The 21,912-nt window shown below is 40.9% G+C and carries 23 protein-coding genes and 1 pseudogene; 2 read left to right on the top strand and 22 right to left on the bottom strand.

Annotated features, from left to right (window positions below):
• The 7 genes from RBI05_RS16830 to RBI05_RS16800 form a co-directional block, all read right to left on the bottom strand.
• Positions 1-204: hypothetical protein (locus RBI05_RS16830; protein WP_310551912.1), on the bottom strand; the 204-nt coding region annotated here is incomplete at its 3' end.
• Between the two features lie 160 nt (positions 205-364).
• Positions 365-613, bottom strand: a complete 249-nt coding sequence (locus RBI05_RS16825) for a hypothetical protein (protein ID WP_310551911.1) — start codon at positions 611-613, stop codon at positions 365-367.
• A 290-nt stretch (positions 614-903) separates the two neighbouring features.
• Entirely contained in the window at positions 904-1,161 is a 258-nt protein-coding gene (locus RBI05_RS16820) for an Imm32 family immunity protein (protein WP_310551910.1), read from the bottom strand.
• A 1-nt stretch (position 1,162) separates the two neighbouring features.
• The gene (locus RBI05_RS16815) at positions 1,163-1,789 is read right to left on the bottom strand and encodes a hypothetical protein (protein WP_310551909.1); all 627 of its coding nucleotides are present in this window, start codon (positions 1,787-1,789) and stop codon (positions 1,163-1,165) included.
• 168 nt (positions 1,790-1,957) lie between these two features.
• Positions 1,958-3,193 (bottom strand): IS110 family RNA-guided transposase, encoded by a 1,236-nt coding sequence (locus RBI05_RS16810; protein WP_310551908.1) that lies wholly within the window; start codon positions 3,191-3,193, stop codon positions 1,958-1,960.
• Positions 3,194-3,411: 218 nt separating this feature from the next.
• Entirely contained in the window at positions 3,412-3,669 is a 258-nt protein-coding gene (locus tag RBI05_RS16805; protein ID WP_310551907.1) for a hypothetical protein, read from the bottom strand.
• Entirely contained in the window at positions 3,666-4,463 is a 798-nt protein-coding gene (locus tag RBI05_RS16800; RefSeq protein ID WP_310551906.1) for a recombinase family protein, read from the bottom strand. The genes RBI05_RS16805 and RBI05_RS16800 overlap by 4 nt, the downstream gene beginning before the upstream one ends.
• Positions 4,464-4,648: 185 nt before the next feature.
• Between RBI05_RS16800 and RBI05_RS16795 the strand changes: the two genes are divergently transcribed.
• Positions 4,649-4,858 carry a helix-turn-helix domain-containing protein gene (locus RBI05_RS16795; RefSeq protein WP_310551905.1) on the top strand — a complete coding sequence of 70 codons (210 nt, stop codon included), beginning with the start codon at positions 4,649-4,651 and terminating at the stop codon, positions 4,856-4,858.
• A gap of 252 nt (positions 4,859-5,110) precedes the next feature.
• Here RBI05_RS16795 and RBI05_RS16790 read toward each other — a convergent pair whose 3' ends face one another.
• The 15 genes and pseudogenes from RBI05_RS16790 to fumC all read right to left on the bottom strand — a co-directional run bounded on the left by RBI05_RS16790 (position 5,111) and on the right by fumC (position 21,431).
• Positions 5,111-6,019 (bottom strand): hypothetical protein, encoded by a 909-nt coding sequence (locus tag RBI05_RS16790; RefSeq protein WP_310551904.1) that lies wholly within the window; start codon positions 6,017-6,019, stop codon positions 5,111-5,113.
• Positions 6,020-6,132: 113 nt separating this feature from the next.
• Positions 6,133-6,801, bottom strand: a complete 669-nt coding sequence (locus RBI05_RS16785) for a helix-turn-helix domain-containing protein (protein WP_310551903.1) — start codon at positions 6,799-6,801, stop codon at positions 6,133-6,135.
• 300 nt (positions 6,802-7,101) lie between these two features.
• On the bottom strand, positions 7,102-7,569 hold the full coding sequence (locus RBI05_RS16780; RefSeq protein WP_310551902.1) for a hypothetical protein: 468 nt from the start codon (positions 7,567-7,569) through the stop codon (positions 7,102-7,104).
• 9 nt (positions 7,570-7,578) lie between these two features.
• Positions 7,579-8,151, bottom strand: a complete 573-nt coding sequence (locus tag RBI05_RS16775; RefSeq protein ID WP_310551901.1) for a hypothetical protein — start codon at positions 8,149-8,151, stop codon at positions 7,579-7,581.
• Positions 8,152-8,396: 245 nt separating this feature from the next.
• On the bottom strand, positions 8,397-8,765 hold the full coding sequence (locus tag RBI05_RS16770) for a hypothetical protein (protein ID WP_310551900.1): 369 nt from the start codon (positions 8,763-8,765) through the stop codon (positions 8,397-8,399).
• Positions 8,766-8,779: 14 nt separating this feature from the next.
• Positions 8,780-9,409 carry a hypothetical protein gene (locus RBI05_RS16765; protein ID WP_310551899.1) on the bottom strand — a complete coding sequence of 210 codons (630 nt, stop codon included), beginning with the start codon at positions 9,407-9,409 and terminating at the stop codon, positions 8,780-8,782.
• Between the two features lie 233 nt (positions 9,410-9,642).
• Complete coding sequence (locus RBI05_RS16760) at positions 9,643-9,960, bottom strand: hypothetical protein (RefSeq protein ID WP_310551898.1); 318 nt, start codon at positions 9,958-9,960, stop codon at positions 9,643-9,645.
• A gap of 17 nt (positions 9,961-9,977) precedes the next feature.
• Positions 9,978-10,619: a hypothetical protein gene (locus RBI05_RS16755; RefSeq protein ID WP_310551897.1), complete on the bottom strand. Its 642-nt coding sequence runs from the start codon at positions 10,617-10,619 to the stop codon at positions 9,978-9,980.
• A gap of 114 nt (positions 10,620-10,733) precedes the next feature.
• Positions 10,734-11,006 (bottom strand): annotated as a pseudogene (locus RBI05_RS19345) (IS110 family transposase); the annotation flags it as partial.
• A gap of 215 nt (positions 11,007-11,221) precedes the next feature.
• A complete protein-coding gene (locus RBI05_RS16750; RefSeq protein ID WP_310551896.1) occupies positions 11,222-11,740 on the bottom strand; it encodes a hypothetical protein in 519 nt (172 codons plus the stop codon).
• A 2-nt stretch (positions 11,741-11,742) separates the two neighbouring features.
• Entirely contained in the window at positions 11,743-12,285 is a 543-nt protein-coding gene (locus RBI05_RS16745; RefSeq protein ID WP_310551895.1) for a hypothetical protein, read from the bottom strand.
• A gap of 414 nt (positions 12,286-12,699) precedes the next feature.
• Positions 12,700-13,101, bottom strand: a complete 402-nt coding sequence (locus tag RBI05_RS16740) for a YxiG family protein (RefSeq protein WP_310551894.1) — start codon at positions 13,099-13,101, stop codon at positions 12,700-12,702.
• Positions 13,102-13,112: 11 nt separating this feature from the next.
• The gene (locus tag RBI05_RS16735; protein WP_310551893.1) at positions 13,113-18,593 is read right to left on the bottom strand and encodes an RHS repeat domain-containing protein; all 5,481 of its coding nucleotides are present in this window, start codon (positions 18,591-18,593) and stop codon (positions 13,113-13,115) included.
• A gap of 25 nt (positions 18,594-18,618) precedes the next feature.
• Positions 18,619-19,896 carry an RHS repeat domain-containing protein gene (locus RBI05_RS16730; RefSeq protein WP_310551892.1) on the bottom strand — a complete coding sequence of 426 codons (1,278 nt, stop codon included), beginning with the start codon at positions 19,894-19,896 and terminating at the stop codon, positions 18,619-18,621.
• A gap of 158 nt (positions 19,897-20,054) precedes the next feature.
• Complete coding sequence (fumC, locus tag RBI05_RS16725) at positions 20,055-21,431, bottom strand: class II fumarate hydratase (RefSeq protein WP_310551891.1); 1,377 nt, start codon at positions 21,429-21,431, stop codon at positions 20,055-20,057.
• Positions 21,432-21,617: 186 nt separating this feature from the next.
• On the opposite strand from fumC, the gene RBI05_RS16720 reads away from it, so the two are divergent.
• On the top strand, positions 21,618-21,887 hold the full coding sequence (locus RBI05_RS16720; RefSeq protein WP_150457157.1) for an ACT domain-containing protein: 270 nt from the start codon (positions 21,618-21,620) through the stop codon (positions 21,885-21,887).
• The last annotated feature ends 25 nt before the right edge of the window (positions 21,888-21,912 follow it).

Raw genomic sequence — 21,912 nt, 5'->3', positions numbered from 1 at the left:
TGCGGCTGCTAAAATTTTTGATGATTTCGAAGCATCCGAATCACGCAAAGTATTGATGCTATCCAAAATGAGAAAGTTCAGAGCCAGACCAACGGGTCCACTCCACCCTTTCCAAGGATCGGTTACTGGATCACCAAAAGGCGCAAAGCAACCCCTCCAATCCCCCCATGCCTGAGTTTGTCCAGTAGGGTCCGTATAAATCAATGGATTATTACTCACATACGTATACAAATTCAAACTCAGTGGATTATCACTCTGTCCTTCAACCGTATCCTAGTTAATAGAGTGGCGCCTTGAATAAAGAAGGTGGCAACCGGGAGAATTCCCAATTACCACCCATTCTATTATTAAACGTAAGTTCAAACTATATTTTTATCCCTATTTGTGCTAATTGAGCTTTCGCATCCCACTTATTAGGTCGTTCCTCTTCATCAAACCAATTACAACCCTCTTCAATCCATTTTTCTCTAAATTTTATCAATGATCGTTTATTATTATCTTCATATCCCCACATGACCCCACAACACGGACATATATCAAAAGAAGATGGAATTTCATCTAACTTAAGCCCACAGACATTACAATATTCAGAATTCATTTTTTCTCCTTTCATTTATTGACCTCTTGAAGATAATAATCAAAGCACGCATGTCGTATCTTGAGCTCTTCGTAAAAGTTAAATTATTATATTGAGTTAAAAAAATTATTAATTTTGTTACTCAGGGATTGCTATACAAGCAATTTTTTGCGTATCAAAAGAAACAAGGAAATTCTTGTAGTTTTATTACATGGGTTACGTGTGTCATTGGATGAATGATGGGCTCATCCGGCACTGGGTAGCCCAAATAAAAAAGAACCTCAGAAGAATATCCTCTAAGGTCCTAAGAGTCCTGTTCAAAAATTTTATATCTTCTGAATTATTATTTCGCACGAACCATCTTCTAATGAATTAAAATCATCATAATGCAAATGAGTATCTACGGGTACTTCATTTTGTGCTAAAGTTAGAAGATGTTTTGCCAATGAGTGTAATCCCTCTTTATTGGCTTTAATTATAATTGAATCTGCATTTTTTTGAGCTAGAATGGTGAAGTTATCCTCCCAAACAAATTCGATCCCGTTATCTTTTGAATAATTCGGAATTTTTATTTTAATTTCCATATTAATCCTCCAAGTAAATATGCAGATTTTGGTCCACTCTCATCTTACCCGGTTTACTAGGGTTAGGAACTAACGTCTCGAAATTCATATGTGGTCCTCCCCCATGTTTGCCAAGTATATCACTATCTCCCATTCTTACAACTCTAGTCCCGTCAGCAGATACATAGCGTCCATTCCCCATATCTTTATATCCTTGACCTAAAAACTTCTCAGCATTTTCAAGAACATCATCTATCTTCATTTTCATTCCGTCTTTTAACCCAAGCTGACTAGTACTTAGAGGTTTACCAATACCCTTAGAAACATTAGAATTCCCGCCACCTAAGCGACCTGCCATTCCTAGAGCAAATATTGCGACATACTCTGACTCTTTTGCTTCATAAAACGCAGTGATTAACTCTTCTCTTGCCCAGCTTGCGTTACCTACGCTGTTCTCGTAAGCACTTGTTCCTGTCAATAAACCAAATAAGTAATTGTACCGATTGGTATCCAAAAAGGATGCAAAGCCGTATCGTTCCCATATTTTATCATGATATGCTTGATAAAGTTCACTTCCTTTATTGAGGTTTTTATTAATAGCATCATTCAGTAAGTATCTTAGTTCGTGTACCTCATAAGGTTCTGACATATGCCCGCTAGGATCCCTATACAGCAACGGATTATTCTGCACATAAGTATACAAATTCAACGACAGCGGATTATCAATCTGCCCCTCATACGTATCCTAGTTTATAAAGCGAGGCTTTGAATAAAGAAGGTGGCAACTGAGAAAGGCTCCCAGCTACCACCCATTTTATCATCCCGCCTGCTGTGCAGGTGTATTCGGCATCACGTAGGCTGACTTTTTCTTCATCATAACGTAGATGATGTTTACTAGCTTCCTCATTAAGCACACAATTGCTTGCTGTTTCGTTTTGCCCTCTATTATTTTTCGCTCATAATAAGCATGAAAATAGGCATTCTTTGGTTCTCTCTTGGTACGGGTGACACCAATCTGACGAATTGCAAGACTCTTGATAATATCATGCAATTCCCGATTGCCTTGCTTACTCTTGAAATTTCGCGACTTATTTCCTGAACCAACCGTTACTGGTGCTATTCCAGCAAATCGGGCAAGCTTATCAGAGGAAGAGAATCGGTGAATATCGCCAATCTCTGCCACAAGCTGCGCTGCTGTCACCACATTGATCCCTGTCATGGATTCAAGCTGGAAGCCAAGCTGCTGCATCAAAGGCTCAATCTTGCCCTCTATACTAAGCAATTGTTCTTGAAAAAACCGAGCGGATTCCACTTGACTCACCACAACTGAATCTCTTGAATCCTGAAAATCCCGATATGTTTCTCCATCTGTGTCGATCAGAGTCAGAATTTGACTAGCCTTCTTATGAGACAATCCATTGTTGCTGTGCTTTCGCAAGAAGGCAGCAAGGACTTCCTCTGACATGTCTTTCAAGGTATACGGTGAAGGGTAGGTCTCCCAGAAGGCAAGCGCTGTTTTCCCCTCTACTTCAGAGAAGAACTTTTTGTAACTGGGATAGGAATAGCTAATCTGCTGGTGCATCTTTTTTACCGTTTCCGTTAAACTGTTAACCAACCATTTCCGCTGCGTCACAAGCTGGCTAATCGCCCAGAACAGATCAACAGGCTGAGCATCTGGCAGGCGCTCCAACTCGTCTCTAAGCACCTTGGCAACACATTCCGCATCCCAGCTATCCGACTTCTGAACGGTCACATGGCTCTTTCTTCTGGCGTTAGCTAGCTTTGCGTTCACTTCCTTCACCCAGCAACGATTATCCTTAAGATAGACGGCGAGTCCTCTGCCGTAGCCTCCGACATCTTCCAGCCCATAGACAACGGACAAGCCCTTCTTGGTGTAATTCTTCAATTCCTTGAGTAGTAAAGGAAAGGCAGACGGCTTGTTATCGAATTTTAGTTCCCCTAGCTTCTTGCTCCAGCAGTCAATAATGACGGCTGTATGATGTTGTTTATGCAGGTCAACTCCTACATAGATTAAATTCTGCTGTTCAATCATCCTCTTTTGCTCCCTCTGTATTTGAATTGTTACTAATGGATTCGATTCGTTGCATTCAAGAATCTTTGCTGTCTTAATCGCTTGATCTGTATGTATCCAGCCCATTAGTAACCACTCAAACGAGTGGCGAAAACATCATGGATAAACAAGTTTGCATCCTCAGTTCGAGCGGTCGGTGCCGCAAAGATACGTTAGCAATCTCTTGTTTACGATAATGCTTAGAAAGCTGTAAGTTTTAAAATCCCAGCAACATGTGACTTCTCCAGACGTACATAAAGCAGGTCTAGCCGCAGTTCTTCTGTGTACTCGTGAATCTTATCTATGATTTTCTCCGCTGTCGGCAAGTGAATCTTCGCAGCTTGTTCATGTGTAATTTGAAAAATGGCATTTTCATAAGTGGCAGTGGTTCGGAGACTTGTTAGAAGCTGATCTTCTTGCTCAACCAGCGATTCATACTTATCTTGTAATATCGTCACAAGCACATTCCTCCAGACCGTAGGATCGCTTGATGTTTACCGTCTGCTTCGATCTGTCCATAACGATACGTTCCTTGGTAAAATGCTTTACGATCTAGGATTCGTTTCACCTGTACTTTGGTGAAACTCTTCCCTTGTTCTGTTGTAAATCCTTCTTCATTCAACTTCTCGGCTAAAGCCGACAATGACCATATAGGGTATTGCTCTTTCAATTGAAATAGCCGCTGAACTGTAGATGCCTTCTGTTCGTCAATGAACATTTGCTTTGATCCCCGCTTCCCTTTGTAACCAAAAGGAATACCTCCACCTGCAAACTTTCCTTCGGAAGCTTTTTTGTTTCGTCCACGTCCCAGCTTCATAGCAATTTCCAGCCGCTGATAAGCATCCAGCAATTCCATCAAACCGTTAATCAAAAAGTCAGACGGGTCTTTCTTAAAAATGCTATAGGTCGGTTGTTCAATACTCCGAATGTCGATATTGCGCTTTTTCAGTTCCCGATGGACAAGGACTTTGACAATATCACTTCTCCATAATCTGCTTGTATTCAGGACAACAACGTAATCTACCTTGTGACTCGATACATAGGTCAGCATGTCTTGAAAGCCCTCTCGTTCGACTTCTAAGGCTTCCTCGTCCACTTTCGCTCCACTGATGCCCTCGTCTGTAAAAACGTGAACCAGATGCCATCCCTGCTGCTCACAGTACGACTGAATCTCGTCTTGCTGGTAGGACAAGCTGTAGCCATCCTTCACCTGACCTTGTGTACTGACCCGTACATAGCCTATGACATTCATTAGGTTTACCTCCCTCGCATAACCTTAGCGTTACATGAATTAGAATTGCTGTAACACTATCATATATACCCTTAAGAGTATATGGTGATTATAGTACCTTTAAGCGTATATATCAATGCTAGATTGGACACAATGTGATATAGTACGGTTAATAGTACGTTTTTACGCTGGAGGATTATTTTCCTATGAAATTAAAGATTCGCTTAAAAGAAATACTTGCTGAGAAAGGAATTTCTCAACGTCAACTCTCTTTGCAAATGAACATTCGCTACGCAACCATCAATCATCTCTGTTCCGATTCAGTAGACAGAGTCTATATCCGAACGCTGGAAGCGATATGTGAAGCCCTAGACATCTCCATCCATGAATTGATTGTTGAAGATTCGGAAGCTTAAGGTTGCTCAAATGTAAGTCGGGTCGGGCGCTGGATGTGCTACACCCTATTCCTCAATAAGAATCATGCTTTTTGATGTAAACCACCCCCGGATGTTTTCCTATCGTAGTCGTGAACATTTCCCGGAAGGCAGGGGTTGAAATCTCTTTATTTTCAAGTACAATAGAGACTATGTTATTTTTATTTCATCCAGCATGTTGGACTTTTTATCGTTATCGGCAAAATAACGTGTCCATCGGTGAGGATGTGTCTTCTAGCTATTTATAGCAAGACGATCTAGGCAGTTCCCTTTGGGGATTGCTATTTTTTTTGCCAAGTTTTTGCGATTGGCATACGTGGATGGTGTATAAAGCTGCCTTAATACGGACTCATCAAAGATGCTTTGCAGTAGTTGGAAACCAAGAACAGTTTCGATCTTGGACATATTCTCTCTGTTTTCCTTTAGCCAAGATAAGTCCATCAGACTTTCTGATGACGGATACTTAAATTCATTTAGCACTCTATCCGTCATATACTCAAAGAATGACTTGTTAAGTAGTTCAATTGCATTTTTGGTCACTGAGAACTTCTTCATGTCGCTAACACTTGGTCGAATTTCAAGCCGTAGGATTCCTTTTGACTGCTCGATAAGTTCAGAAGAAGCTTTCTCCCTTTGCATTTGGCGCTGTTTGTCATAAAGGATAATTCTGCTACTCTTATTGTAAAATTCAACTGTTTGATCTTGATTGAAGATTCTTGTGTTTTTAAAGGGGATCTTTTGCTTGCTGAGCATTCGCACATACTCACCGACATTTTTCCCCACTTGGAAATTCCAACAGATATCCGCCCGACTTATTGACCATTCCAAATGAGGAATGTCAATTGAAAAAAGTTGAAATAAGCGTTTCTGAACACGCTCAAAAAAGCGAGGGATATCGGTCTCGGTAATTTGGTTCACATTGTTTCCATACAGCAGTTTGGGTATAGAAACTTGAAGTGATAATGTTTTACTACCATCAAGATACTTGATATAAGACAGTTCCTCATCGTATATCTCATATCTGGTTTGTAGTACACCTGTCTCCTTGTTAAGAAATGTAACTTCTTTACAGCTCTTCATGTCTAATAATACTTCTGGTTCAAGATGAATGGATCTTGCTTTTATCACTACCGTATCAAACATTCATTTCCTTCTTTCTGTTTTCTGGATAGATTAATATTCTGGATCAGATTAGCGATGTTATAAGAAAAGACAACATGCCTAAATCGTAACCACCTCCCTTGATAATTCCAGCTTTATTCGTGCATCCACAGTAAATCATACTTTTTCAATAGCCTAAACAATTCGTTATGGAAATTTTCCTCTTCTTCATCCCACACCATAAATCCAGTGACTCCCATAAAATACATCATGGAACGCATTGCCTCCATACGCATGTCATGCTTGCTCTTCCATTGGGAATGCTGTTCGGCATTCAGATCATCGGGAGCAAATTCGTTTAATAGGGTTAAAGTTCTTTCCAATATCTCAGACACCTTATCTTTATTCTCCCCGGTGTACAGTTCATCATATAAGGCACTTTGAAGCATTAAAATGATTCTTTCCAACTTCATTTCCGCGTACATCAATTGTTTTTCTTCTTGATGAGGGTCAATAAATCTTGTGTATTCATGCTCTTTTCCATCTTCATCTGTAAAGGAATCGGTTATTTCAAATGAATCACGATGAGATATTCGATTTAGATAATCCAGCCGTAACTCAATCTCTTCTATTTTCGATAGCTCTTTTTGAAAATAATCTGCTTCCAAATGGAATAGCTTTGACAACGCTTCTAGTTTAGCTTTTGGAATGGGTCTTCGCTTACTTAGCCAATCCGTGACTGTTGACGGTGTAATCTCCAACTTCTCCGCTAGTTTCTTATACGTTCCGTTATATAGCTTAACGATGTATTCTAAGCCAATCATAAGATCCCTCCTATATCGTGACGTATCGTTACGTCTCAAAGCAAATATAGCATTGACGTATAGATACGTCAACAATAATATTAATAAAAAAACCACATGCGATAATCTCACATGTGGCAATAATAGATATTAAAATAAATATGAACTTATTCCATCGGGTTACAGGATAATTAAAGCTCTTTGTTTAGCTAGGATACTCGCGTGAAGTTCTGTGTAGTTTACCATGACCCTTTACCATGATGAGATCTAACTATCCCCGCTTTATTACCTCCCAAGGATAGATTTTTTTGAGTTTTTTCATTACGGTAAGGTAGGTAAGTTAGGCTGTTTACTTTTCAAATTAAACCAATCTTCTATATGCTTACACAAGAAAGGAATATCTTCTATAGCTTGTTCACATAATATTTTATAGTTATCATGTAAAGCTACTTTTAAATTATTATTGTTTTTAAACTCCTTACTCTCTTTAGCTTTGTACACCTCTACTGGTTCAATTATATAATTTTTATGACGTGTATAATTGCTGCGGTTGATACACCATTCAAGCTTACCTTTAAATGCCCTAATGCATGAATCTAATTGCGAATATATTTCATAATTATTATGAAATCTAAAATAGAATCCGGCCGGACGGTCATATATGTTTTGGGGGTCATACATTGATGTTCTATTCCACTCAAATGAACCCAATTTCGATATAGTATAAGCCATTAATTTCGAGCCTTCTACCTCTCCATTCGCCATAAAATATATACTTTTTTCTGCCATTTGTACCACCTACTTTAACCTTTCTACGCTTATAGACACATTTCCATTATTTAATTTATTTATACTATTCATGTACTCATTAACTGGAATCGGTTGGTTACTAAAACGAGGGTCGTAAATATATTTACCATCTGAGAAAACAGTATGATAGTCAAAACTCTGAATTCTTCCATACTCCGTGATATTTATTGAACCATATTTATCAGATGATTTAATTGTTAGAATTTCACCCTTATTCCCTGCTGCTTTTGCCAAATCTTGAGCTATCTCAGAACAATCGTAAGCTAGATTGGATTCATACTTAGCAGCATTGGAAGACATTACACTAATGACCGATTTATTACCTACTTCACCTTTCACAAGAATCTTAATCCATTGTCCCGCTTTTTGAATTAAGCTGACTCCTGCTTTTTCAGCAGTCTGTCCTACCTTTAGAGTAGCTGCTTCAGCTGCGGATATCGGAATAAAGTTAATTGCGAGATTTGCTGCATACAAGAAATGCTCAGCACTCCATGGCTCGTCGTTAGTATTAACGTAGCTGGTTAAGGCTCCAGCTGTATACGCATCAACAGCCCAATACACGCCCTCCCCGGCTTTTACCCAAGTAGACTTGGGAGGAGTACTCCCTCCAGTTCCACCCGTACCCCAAACTTGGGCATGTCCCGTCGGGTCCATATAAATTAACGGGTTGTTGCTCACATAAGTATAAAGGTTTAATGATAGCGGGTTGTTAATCTGCCCTTCATACGTATCCTAGTTTATAAAGCGAGGCTTTGAATAAAGAAGGTGGCAACCGGGAGAATTCCCAATTACCACCCTTTCTATTATCAATTTAACTCGCTATTCATATGCTTTACATCTCTAAAAAGGCCATTTATCCTATCCATTTCTATTACATTTTTATCAATGGACATAGCGTACAGAGCCTTCATCCAGAATGCATCTCCGTCTGCATATGCTTCTATAGCTTGTTGAATAGTTTTAGCAGACAGTGACTTTACGATAATATCTAGGTTAGGTGCAGTTATATATTCCAGCCGGTTTGATTCCATTTGAAATATCAGATTCTTTGGAGTGCCTACAACCAATGTTATGTTGGACCCATCTTCAAGCTCTACAAAGACATCAATATTATCATTCTCTTTGTCCGAAATAGTTGTTAGGTCAGTCGGATATGTTATTTTTAGAACTTTCAACTAATAAACCCTCCTTATTTTCCGTATATTTTATAAAGTATATCTATTACTGTTTGCTCGTTTGCCTTATTTGCTTTTGCTAATATTTGCATTTCCCCATTATTCATTCTATAGAAAACTCTAGCTCCTTCCTTGCCTCTTAAATAATTAATATCCTTCATCAAGTTCTTACTGCCAATCCCCGGGTTGGTATTGCCCTTTAGGAATTTCATTATCAGGTCATCTGCTTCCTTCTGTATCGCTGGATTTTTAGACATTTGTTCAGCTGCTTTTACTAAACTGGCTTCACTTTTGATTAAACTCCTCACTTTCCCAGATCCGCCCATAATACCCATGAAAACAGATTCACTCATTGTTTGAAGAGCTGCGCTGTCTTCCATAATTTCTTCCAATCTCCCTCTAGCCCACTGCATATTACCAGGAGTGTTTTCTTCGTAATGATTTCCAGTTGCCATATTGAATAGATACTTAAAATAGTTATTATCTTTGTCCCATGGTGAATGAACAAATTTTGCTTCTTTACCAAGGATCGATCTAATTGTCCACCATGCGTCTGAGTCCTTTCCTTCTTGAATAGCTAAATCAAGGTAAATATTCAATTGAACCTCATTAATTTTGTGACCAGTAGGATCATTATAAATCAACGGATTATTCTGCACATACGTATACAAATTTAAACTCAGCGGATTATCAATCTGCCCTTCATACGTATCCTAGTGTATAAAGCGGAGCTCTACAAGAGAAGGTGGCAACTGAGAAGAATTTCTCAATTGCCACCAATTTTCAATTGAATATTGATGAAATAACCACTGTCTATTTTGCTATTATCAACTATTCACAAAGTATATCCACTTGAACACGCCTGTGGCCACTCTCATTACTCACTTTCGAAGGTGTAGCTTTCGATGAATCCTTGCCCTAATATTTTTGAAGCGAGTTGAAGAGTTATATTACCACCAACTTTGACTAGGTCTTTAATATATTCAAAAGAGTCTTTATCAATAGTTGGAAGTTCAATCGACACTGAATATTGAATATCTCTTACTAATTCTCCTACGTCGGGGTTTGTAATAATTGTTCCTGAGAATAATAAGTTGTTTCCAAAGTTTATTCCCGGTCTAAGAATATTTCTGGTACTCAGGTTGTGTGAAAGTTTATCCGAACTAAAAGTCACTATTACATTCAGTTTAAGCATATATTATTCTCCTAATATCAATATTTATGATTAATTGCCTGTATAATTTTATTGAACTCCTCTAAATGTTCAAGATGAATTGTAAGTGTCCCGTTCTTAAAAATAAAAGGGTCGACATGTGTGTAATCTGCAATTCTGTCTAGTTCTTTCTTTGAAACTTTAACTTCTATTACCGCAGCCAGATCTTTGTATTTTTCAGCAAATTTAAGTGTATCATCAAAGTTTAACCCGAATTGCTTTCCATCAAACCCCATAGGACTAACTCTAAATGAACCAGTTTCCATTATTTGATAAAACTCTTCAGCACCTACAGCTCTGTATAGGTTTATTAAATGATCTGATTCTTTTAGAATTTGTTTGGCTAACTGTTTTTCTGCGATCTTTAACGCCTGCTTTTCTGCCCCTTTTATTGCTACCTTTCCAATTTGCCCTTCGCCAGGAATAAAGTTTAAAGCAAGCATTTTTGCAGCCATATCTTTCTCTTCTTGGGATGAATTAGGATCAAGTAAAGTATTAAGGTCATCTCCAATAAAGAAATTATAGGTGGCTTTGGCACCTTTTACGACTGCTTTACTAGTTGCCCTCCATGCCTTTCCAAACCATGAATTACCACTTGGATCCCATCGAATTAATGGATTATTGCCAACATACGTATACAAATTTAAACTCAGCGGATTATCAATCTGCCCTTCATACGTATCCTAGTTTATAAAGCGGAGCTTTGAATAAAGAAGGTGGCAACTGAGAACGGCTCCCAGCTACCACCCATTTTATCATCCCGCCTGCTGTGTAGGTGTATTCGGCATCACGTAGGCTGACTTTTTCTTCATCATAACGTAGATGATGTTTACCAGCTTCCTCATTAAGCACACAATTGCTTGCTGTTTCGTTTTGCCCTCTATTATTTTTCGCTCATAAAAAGCATGAAAATAGGCATTCTTTGGTTCTCTCTTGGTACGGGTGACACCAATCTGACGAATTGCAAGACTCTTGATAATATCATGCAATTCCCGATTGCCTTGCTTACTCTTGAAATTTCGTGACTTGGCCGTTGTATGCGACGGGTTCTCCGCATTCTCGCTTGGATGCTAATAATACAACTTCATATTCATGAGTTTTGTGGATAATTTACATGGGAGCATTACATGCATGGGGTTCCGTGGAATATTACAGCTCTTCCTTTTTCTGAATTTCCTTGCATGAGGTTATATTTATTTTACCATGCAATCTTGCCCTCATTAGTTCTTCAATAAATGAATACTCACATAAAATTCCCTTCCTGAAGAGAAATTTCATGTTCATCTTCCTCGGTAATTATTTTAATAAATGAAGAGTGAAATTCATAATTAGTTATTACATCCTTACTAAAATACTTCCAAAGAACCTTACCATCATAGTTAATTCGAGAAGCAACTAACTCACATACTATGAGGATTGAACCATCATCTAAATCTTGAAGAGTGTACACTATAGAATCAAAATTAGTTAACCATTTAACACATTTTTGCTCAATATCAATACAACCAATTACTTCATCACTACTAATTAATATAAATGGCTCTTTTCTGAGAAAAATTATGGTTGGTGAGATACCATTTGCCCCTCCATAAATACCGATATTTATATCTTTCTTCTTATTGTATAAGCTAAAAAACCTTTTCCTATAACTACTACTTTCGTTAATGAATATAGATTTATTTGAATTAACGTATTCCTTGAATTCTGATTCCGACTCAAATTCCACAAAGTTAAACCCACAAGTTTCATTAATCATCAACATTTTCACTTACCTCCATACAGTTGAACAGTAATAAGCTTGTTTCCATCCCAAACGGACTCAATTTTAATCAAACCATTTGGCCCAGCAATCAGAGGATCCCTAACTACATTTCCATTCTCCTGAATTTTAGAAATACTTTTGGGATCCTTAAAATCATCAGTTAAATTCTTCAAAACTAATTCCCTACCGGCCTGATTGTCAAATATGCCTATACTTTTTAATTGATTTTCCATTGCTATTGATCTATCAATATTATGCTTTGAACCAGTAGCATTACCAAAGATATATTCTAACTTCCTTCCAAATTCGGGAGTAACTTCAGCTTCTCCTTTAATAACAACTTTTATCCATTGTCCCGCTTTTTGAATTAAGCTGACTCCTGCTTTTTCAGCAGTCTGTCCTACCTTTAGAGTAGCTGCTTCCGCTGCGGATATCGGAACGAAGTTGATTGCCAGATTTGCTGCGTATAAGAAATGCTCTGTACTCCAGGGGTCGTCGTTAGTATTAACGTAGCTGGTTAAGGCTCCACCAGTATACCAATCCACAGCTGAGTAGACACCCTCCCCGGCTTTTACCCAAGTAGACTTGGGAGGAGTACTCCCTCCACTTCCACCCGTACCCCAAACTTGGGCATGTCCCGTTGGGTCCGTATAAATTAACGGGTTGTTGCTCACGTACGTGTATAGATTTAACGATAACGGGTTGTTAATCTGCCCTTCAACCGTATCCTAATATAAAAAGCGGAGCATTGAATAAAAAAGGCGGCAACTGAGAAAACATTCCCAATCACCACCCATTCTATCATTCTATTAGCAGATTAGATTATGAAGTCCTCTATCATTCCCTCCCCCAGTATTTGGAGGCAAGCTGGAGAATGATATTATAACTATCTTTATCGTGGTCTCCTGTAACAATATTGATATGCTACATCGAGTTGGTATTTTTATTCTTATTCTTTCTTAATCCCTATTCTTAATCCCTAGTTCAAACAAATCACCATCAATTTCAACACTTGATGCATCAATTAGAAGTTCTCTCCCCCAAATCTCAACAAGAAAATTGGGACTTGACTTTAAATATGAGTATTCATTCTTAGTTGAGTTTATCTTTATTTCCTTTGCTTCTTCTTCAAATGTTACAGAGGTTAATTCTAAATAATCATCCTCTTCTGGTTCGAATGGAGGCTGATCATTTAAATAGTAGATTGTTCTAACATTATTAAATTTTAATTGATGAGAAGTAGTGGTACCCTTACTAATTACTTTAATCTCAAATAGAATGAAATGGTTATATAGATCAATGATATGTTTTTCGATAATCCCCGACCACACTTTGTTCAAGCAATCCTGAAGTTTCTCCAATCTCCTTCCCCCTACTTTCCACCTGTTTTTACATAATTATTAATCATATTTTGGATCTGTTCTAAATAGTTCTCAGTCAAATCAATGTGTGTTAATGCCATATCGCTTGACAATTTACCATCTAACGTAAGAGTACCTTTATTTCCTACAGATACCCTAAAGTAAGCACTGCTTCTTCCTCCTGAGCCTGCATTCATTACTCTTATCATAATAGGTTGATTCTTCGAAAGGGGGTTGGTAATATTAGTGATCTTCCAACCATCGCCACTCGCTTCGATTACTTTTCCGCCTAATTTACTCCCCAAAGAACTAGCCGCTAATTTCGTATCAAGAATCTTGACTGTGCTTTTAGCTATTCTTCCGGCAGTTTCTTTAGTGGCAATTTCTAAAGCTGTTTTCTCTGCAGCTTTTATTCCAGCTTTTGCAAGCTGGCCTTCTCCAGGAACAAAATTAAGTGCAAGCATCTTGGCAGCCATATCTTTTTCAAACTGTGTTGAATTCGGATCTAATAAAGTATCTATATCATCACCAATCAAGAAATCATACGTCTCTGTAGCACCTTTTACAACCGCTTTCCTTGTTGCTCTCCATGCTTTTCCTATCCACTTCATACTGTGACCCGTTGGATCGCTGTAGATTAACGGGTTATTACCTACATACGTATAAAGGTTCTGACTCAGCGGATTATCAATCTGCCCTTCATACGTATCCTCATTTAAAAACCGCCCCAGACTAGGATCATAATATCGCGCACGCAGATAGTAAAGACCGGTCTCCTCATCATAAATCTCTCCTGCATATTTGAAAGAGTTGGAGATGCCTTCTACCTGACTGGTGATATTTCCCCATACATCATAATTGTAGCTGTTCACCACATTTCCGCTAGTATCCACGATTTGTACAACATCGCCGTGACCATTATACAGGTAATAATAATCTTTATTGACTGTCTTGTCTTTCTTAACGAGTACCCGGTCGCCTCGAACATAGGATGCTTGTTGAGTGATCGTGGAACCGGTCATTTTGTCCTCGCCAATTACGTGCCCATTGAAATCATAGTTTACCCGAGTATGTTTATTGCCATTGCTTTTAAGAAAACGCAATCCATCCGCATAATACTGGAAGCTTGTTATAGCTCCATTCTTCGTAATGGACGTCAGGGTATTAAGCAGATCATACGAATAGCTAGTATCAGTAATATCAAGGTTGTCACTGCTCGTATCTGAAAGTGTCTTACGATTCCCCCGGACGTCATATGTGTACGTTGTACTGCCATCAGGACGGTTAATCGCTGTCAGCCGATTCAGCGCATCGTACACATAACTTGTGGTCTGCACGCTGCCATTGTTTCTGGCTTCACTGGCACTCTTAATATTACCATTCTTATCGTAGTCATAGATGTAGCTGGATAACACATTACTTCCTTTCATATTGTTCTGTGTCATCACCCAGCCCATTGCCTTATTGTACGTATAATCCGTTTTCAGAATGCTTCCATCGGCAAGCGTTGGATACGTAATAGAACTTATTAAGTTATTGGGGAAGTAGTTGTACTGTACATTCGCCGCTGCACTGTTGTTTAGCGCACTCTCTCCATTCGTTTGAACTTTACTTAGTCTATCCTTCTCATACTGGTAATTCACATAAAGGCCTCGTGAATAATCGGTCTGCTGTGTCATGCGTCCCAATACATCCAGACTGTTAGAAATCGTGTTGGTAAGAGAACCGGCTCCAAATGCCGAATATCCTGTAGAGTTCTTGCTTCTTAATTGACCTAAACTATCATAATAGAGGCTCTCTGTGGCCTTCATTATTCCATTCTGGTAAACATTTGTGCTTTGATAGCGAGAGGATCCATCGCCATAAATGAACTCCGTCTTCTGCGTTATTGCAGTGTTCTGAACTGTGCCGCTTACCGTACTATTCTTAAGTTGTCCAACCTCATCATAGCTGTAATTATAAACACTCCCGTTTCGGTCGGTTTTATTAGTCAGCTGGCCTAACGAATTATAATCGTACGCTTCAGTTTGTGATGCACCATCTTGTTTAACTGTTGGCAACCCTAGCTCATTATAGGTTTTGGTATTAAGCGTTTCTTCGTTACCGCCCTTTGCCTGAACCGTTACTTTGATAATCTGTCCGCTGCCATTATACGTGTAACGTGTCGTTTGATTCAGGGCATCCAGTATGGAAGTCAGACGATTTAGAGAATCATAGGTATAAGAGGTTGTCACCCCCACATCATTCAGGTGGGACATTGGGTCGGTGTATCCGATAAGATTACCGATATTGTCATAACGGTAACTCTCTGTGATCGGTTCCAACTGCTTTGGCCAATCTTTAAAAGATCGTTTGGACACAACTCTCCCTTCTGTGTCATAATAGGTTTCCAAATAGTTCAACTTTTCCTCAGTACCGGGGCCTTGGATATAACTTACCGCCTTAAGTTGCTTAAGATCAGAATCGGTAACATACAAATTGCCGTTCGCATCAATCGTTCGATTCAGTTGTCCCCATGCATCATAACTGGTATTAACCTCATTTTCCTTGTCATCCTTCTGGTAGATAACATGGCCTTGATCATCGTAGTGATACTGAGTAAAGACCCATTTCCCCGCGTATTCATCCCAATGTTCTTCCAGGAGTGGCAAGCCTATACCGTTATACAGCGTATTTGCATAGGTGCGGACCGTGCTGCCGGTGGACAATTTGGTAACGGTCTTGATCGAATCTACCTTTAGGACCTGGGTTCCTTGATTATACGAATCAAAATTAAGAGATGACTGGATGTAGTAATCATAATCTATCACTTCGCTGTAACTCTCACCGTTCGCATTCGTTCGTATAGGATGCGTCTCTTTCTTTAAACGGCCACCGGCATCATATTCGTAGACATTTGATTGATTATTACCATCCGTTTCACTATTCAGCAGGCCGGTACCCATATCATAGGACATTTTCTTTTTAATATATTTTGCTGTTGGAGTATTCAAATTAAACCACTGCTGTTGCTCTGTAGGATAAGCATGGCGAGACTCTGCACCATAGAAGGTTATAGACTTGGCAATTATTGAGCCCTTTTCTTTTGTCTCAACCGTAGCTTGTTCAATTTGCCGCGTTCCATTCAAATATTGATAGCTATACGAAGACTGAACATTCTCTGCATTTGTATAGCTTTCAACCCGCCCTTCCGGCGTATATGTGTAGCTCTCGCTCATCGGGGAAGGATCACTATCCCTTTGAAACCAGGATTTTGTAGCCAACAATTGATAATTAGGCTCATACGTATATAAAACTGTACGATGCCGCTTTAGCTCAGGGTTATTCATTTGTTCTGAGGTTAATAATCCTGTCTGAGAATTCACAATCCCCTTATCCGTGTAGCCGGTTTCTGAATATAATCGGCGAGCCGTCGATTCATCATCTCCTGCACCATACTCTAGATAGGTTGATTGTGTAGGTAAGTGTTTAAATACAGGATGAAAGGCGGTATTGAGCGTTACCTTGCGTTCTCCGTTAGAAGCCTTTGTCTCGATGCGAAGCGCACGCCCATCTTTGTCAAACAATCGAGTTGTCTCAAGACCTCCAATTGCATTAGGACTAACTACTTTTGATGTCGAGCTGTACCGGAAATTGTCGGGTAAGTTTCCAGGGTATTGTCCTGACTCATTGCCCGTATAGTTCCCTACGTAGGAATAAGAAGTGTTTTGATAGGTTTTATTTCCCGCTTGATCACTGCGGCTAGTGATTCTAAACTCTTCCATGGATCTAAAATTGGCAATATGGCGTATGGTGCCTTCATACCCATAGGCAGTTGAAGAATTAGTATATGTAACCTTTTCAAGCAATGAATATATATTGTATCCTTCATAAATTTCAGTTTTTCCAACTCGATAATCGAAATAAGTGTTTTCTCCCAGTTGATCGGTTATTGAATAAAGCAAAGGCACATAGACGTCTCGTGATGGGGCCCAATATTGATACAGTTGTTGAAGCTGCTTTTTATAGGTTAAAGTGACCTTTTGTACGACGGTTTCATTTTCCTTTACTTTTATTTCGATTTTCTCCAGATCGTTAACAGGATAATCGAATATACTATCATAAACAAACTCTATGGTGCGTCCTGTTGAGTCTTTAATAGAGGTTAATAAATTACCACTGTAGTTAAAAGTAATTTTATTTCCGAATCTATCCACTATACCTAATAAATACCCTTCATGAGAGAAATACTCTCTTTTCTTATCAGAATATTCCAGATAACTCGATGAAACCTCACTACCATTGCTGAAATGTTCTTGGTCGTAAGTCTCCCAAACAAAAATAACATCTTTACCCTCATAATTAATTAAATTGGTATAGTTAGATAAGTCATCATCATAAGACTTCCCTATTTGATATACGTTCCCTTTGCCGTCGTGATAATAATGATACTGCGATTCGCTTCCTATATTCTCTACATAAGGAAATTGAAGATCCCATCCTGCTCCGAATTTAGAATAACTAACATCCCAATCTCTCTCCCAATTTTCCCAATAAGTACTGTACCAATCATAGTAGTTACAGGGGAGCCCCTTATTCGACCGATACATTAATCCCACATCCAGGTCAAGTCCGTCCACACCTGGCAGGTGAATTAAATTTTGCTTCCTAGTTAGGCTTCCCGATACAGGATCTATAAGTTCGCTTGAAGCATCCCGGTCATTAAACTGCGGTTTGTGTGTTTCATTGATCTGTGACTCAAGGATACTATCTTTAAAGACACTGTTTACTGATGTGCTGAAAGCCGCAATGGAGTTATCTGCCGAAGTCATATTCAGCGATAAGGAGCGCATATTTTCTTTTTCGTATACAGTCTCTGTTACCGAGGGGGATTTCATATAAACGTCATCTTGAACTGTTGAACGGTCATTAACAATAGACTCTATTTGGGCTTGTACTTCTTTCCAGGTGAGCGAACTCTTTTGTTTCATGCTCAACAGATCTAAGGGAACGAGAGTTGAATCTCCCATAATCATGTAATTTATCCAATAGATATCCACTTTGGTCGCACCGGCTAAAAACAAATCCTTAATCTGGTCCTCTGTCAAGAACCCGCCTTCTTTTTCAACTGCATGAGTCATCATCTTACCATTCGAAGGGGTTTTCTTAGAGTCCAAACTTTTTTTTCTCTCAACAATCTTTTTTTGAACTTCTTCTAACTCAGCTATTTCAGACTGGTTATTTTTGTGGTCAGCATTAACAGAGGAATCATTATTCTGAGTGACGAAAGCACGATTGCTATTTAACTCAGGCAACACCTCAGCTCCCGGAGTAGGCGCCGGAAGCAACATTTCTTTATCCCGATCAGGCTTAGGTGGATTAACTTGGTTATCAGCCACAGGATTAGATGGACCTCCCGCTTTCACCATTGCACCAGGATAAAGGCTCCCTGTCACAAGGACAAGAACCAACACTACATGTAAAAACACTTGAGATGCTCTATTTTTTCTCATATCTTAACTTCCCCTCTACTTTCAATTATGTCCAGCTTCCCGGATTAGTAGGATCTTGGTAATGGACATTAAAACCTCTTGAAATAATCATTTGTTCACCGAAGATATTCTCAATCACTACCTTCAAGGTATAGGGAATGGTTTTAGCCGTTTGTGAAGAAGGAGTATGCCCTGGTCCTAAGCGTCCACCGCTTCTGGACGGCTTAGGAATCTCCACACTAAAGCCGCAATTTTGATTTTTGTACTGGGGATATCGGTTATATACATCCGGTCGGCCATACCAACTTCCTGGACCGGAGTATTGAAGAGCACCGTCTATATATACTGAAATCGTTTTTACAGCGGTATAGTCAACATACCAGCCTGATACTGTCATTTGATTATAAGGCGGCCTGTTAGTGTGCTGAGGATCATAATCCATCGTGCTGCCCTCTAAAGGGTTGTCAAGGAATCCGACCGGGGCTATTCTGTTGTAATTAACATCACGTATGTATGAGGTTTCTCCACCGTCCTTGCTCTTAGCCACCACTTTGACTTGATAGGTCTTAGTTATATTGGGCAGTTTAACCTCAAGATGATAACCTGAGTTGTGGTTACCATATTGCGGGTAGACTTTATAGACATCTTCTCGATTGTCCCCATAGATTGCAGTCCCTTTATATTCACCGTCGACGTAGACTTTCAAATTGTCTACACCGCTCTTATCGAGATGCCATCCGCTTACGCTCAAGTACGGGGAGGTGGCCGAAGCCGAAGGACTGTCCATCCACCCGGTCGGATTGAGTTTGGTATAATGAATCGTTTTACTCAAAGTGGTCTCCAAGCCCTTCTTGTTTCGAATGACGACCTTGAACTCGTAATCTTTAGTGACGTTGGGCAAGACCGCATCGAAATGATAGCCGGAATTATGATTGCCCGACGAAGGATATTTAGTATAAATATCTTCACGATTATCTCCGTATGTAGCCAATCCTTGATACTCACTGTTTATGTAAACTTTAATACTCTCGATGCCGTTGCCGTCTATGTACCAGCCTTTCACACTAATATTCGATGAGGAAGCTTCGCTTCCTACCGGACTTTCCAACTTGCCCAGCACAAGGATTCTTTTCATCAAGTTCCCATTGGCATCGTATTGATAAGTAAAGACTGAACCATCCGACCTCTCTACCGATAACAGGCGACCATTACTATCATAATGATACAAATATGAAGCTGCCGCTGCTGTCAGTGCATTGATGGATAATAATAAGCCTATTAATAATAGGACTATCGTTGCACCCGCTACTCTTTTTCTCTGCATTAATATTCCCCCCAGAATAATTAAGTCATTTAAATATAATGGAATTATATGGTGGTATCATCCGAATTGTCAATCTTTTATAGAAATACAAAAAGCTGCTCCCGTATCGTATGCTCACGGAAACAGCTCTTCCTATCAATTAGTTTAGTGTTAAATGCCTATATCATCTTCTCTGGCCGCACAATCCGGTCGAACTCTTCTTCCGAGAGGTAGTTCAGCCGCAGGGCCGCTTCCTTCAGCGTCAGGCCCTCTTTATGGGCCAGCTTGGCGATGGCGGCTGCTTTCTCGTAGCCGATGTGCGGGTTGAGCGCCGTCACCAGCATCAGCGAGCGCTCCAGGCCCTGACGGATGGCCTCGGTGTTCGCCGTGATGCCGCGCGCGCAGTGTTCCTCGAACGAGATCATGGCATCGGCCAGCAGGCGGCAGGATTGCAAGAAGGCATGGATGATGACCGGCTTGAAGACGTTCAGCTGGAAATTCCCCTGGCTTGCCGCCACGCCGATGGTCGTGTCGTTCCCGAGCACCTGGCAGACGACCATCGTCAAGGCTTCGCTCTGGGTCGGGTTCACTTTGCCCGGCATAATGGAGCTGCCCGGCTCGTTCTCGGGAATCGAGATTTCGCCGATGCCGCTACGCGGGCCGCTGGCCAGCCAGCGGACGTCGTTGGCGATCTTCATCAGGTCGCCCGCGAGCGCTTTCAAAGCGCCGTGCACGTAGACGAGCTGGTCGTGGCTGGTCAGGGAGTGGAATTTATTCGCAGCGGATACGAAGCCGTAGCCGAGCTCTCCGCCGATCCCTGCCGCCGCCCGGTCGCCGAATTCCGGATGGGCATTAATGCCCGTTCCTACGGCGGTGCCGCCGATGGCCAGCTCCAGGAGCGACTCCGCACTCTGCGCGATAAAGGCTGAAGTCTTGTCCAGCATCGCTTTCCAGGCCCCGATCTCCTGGCCCAGCGTGACCGGCGTAGCATCCTGAAGATGCGTGCGTCCGATCTTGATCAATTCCTTGTATTCGTCGGACTTCCGTCCCAGTGTATCCGCCAGCTGCGAGATCGCCGGAAGCACCTGCCTTTGAACGGCGATATACGCGGCGATATGCATCGCCGTCGGGAAGGTGTCATTGGAGCTCTGCCCCTTGTTGACATCGTCGTTCGGATGGATCGATCCTTCTGCGCCGGCCTCCGCCAGCAGCTCATTGCCGCGCCGGGCGATGACTTCATTGACGTTCATATTGCTCTGCGTGCCGCTGCCGGTCTGCCAGACCGCAAGCGGAAATTCGCCGTCGTGCCGGCCGGCGAGAATCTCGTCCGCCGCGCGGGCGATGGCCTCCGCCTTCACGGGCGCAAGCAGACCGAGGTCCGCATTGGCCGAGGCTGCGGCTTTCTTGATGCGGGCCAGGGCACAGATAACGTCCAGCGGGATTTTCTCGGTGCCAATCCGGAAATTCTCCAGGCTTCGCTGCGTCTGGGCCCCCCAATACTTGTCGGCAGGGACCTGAATGGTTCCCATTGTGTCGCGTTCCGTACGAAATTCCATGACATTTCTCCCTTCCAGGACTGAAATCTATGTAATTCCTATTCTATTTAACCAACTTTCGCGCCAAAATGCCAGCACTGTCTTCTCCCCGCACACAACAATCCGCGGCCACAAAACATTCGGTTGCCCCCCGCCTCTCCTTGGCCCATAATATATGACAGACAAAAGGACAAGGGGGAGCCAAGCTTGAAAGGAATCATTACCGTACTGGGCAAGGACAAAGTCGGCATCATCGCCAGAGTGTGCACGTATCTCGCGGAGCACAACGTCAACATTCTCGATATCTCGCAGACGATTGTACAGGAATATTTCAATATGATGATGATCGTGGATATTTCGCAATCCTCGGACCCGCTGGAGACGCTGGTCGAGCAGCTGCAAGGGGTCGGCGAAGAGATCGGCGTCGAGATCAAGCTGCAGCACGAGGATATATTCAATATTATGCACCGGATCTGAGCCGGGCGGCATTCACAGGAGGAAG

This window comes from Paenibacillus glufosinatiresistens, from assembly GCF_031470375.1.
GTDB lineage: Bacteria > Bacillota > Bacilli > Paenibacillales > Paenibacillaceae > Paenibacillus_AQ > Paenibacillus_AQ glufosinatiresistens.
This window is presented reverse-complemented; position numbering and strand designations above follow the sequence as displayed.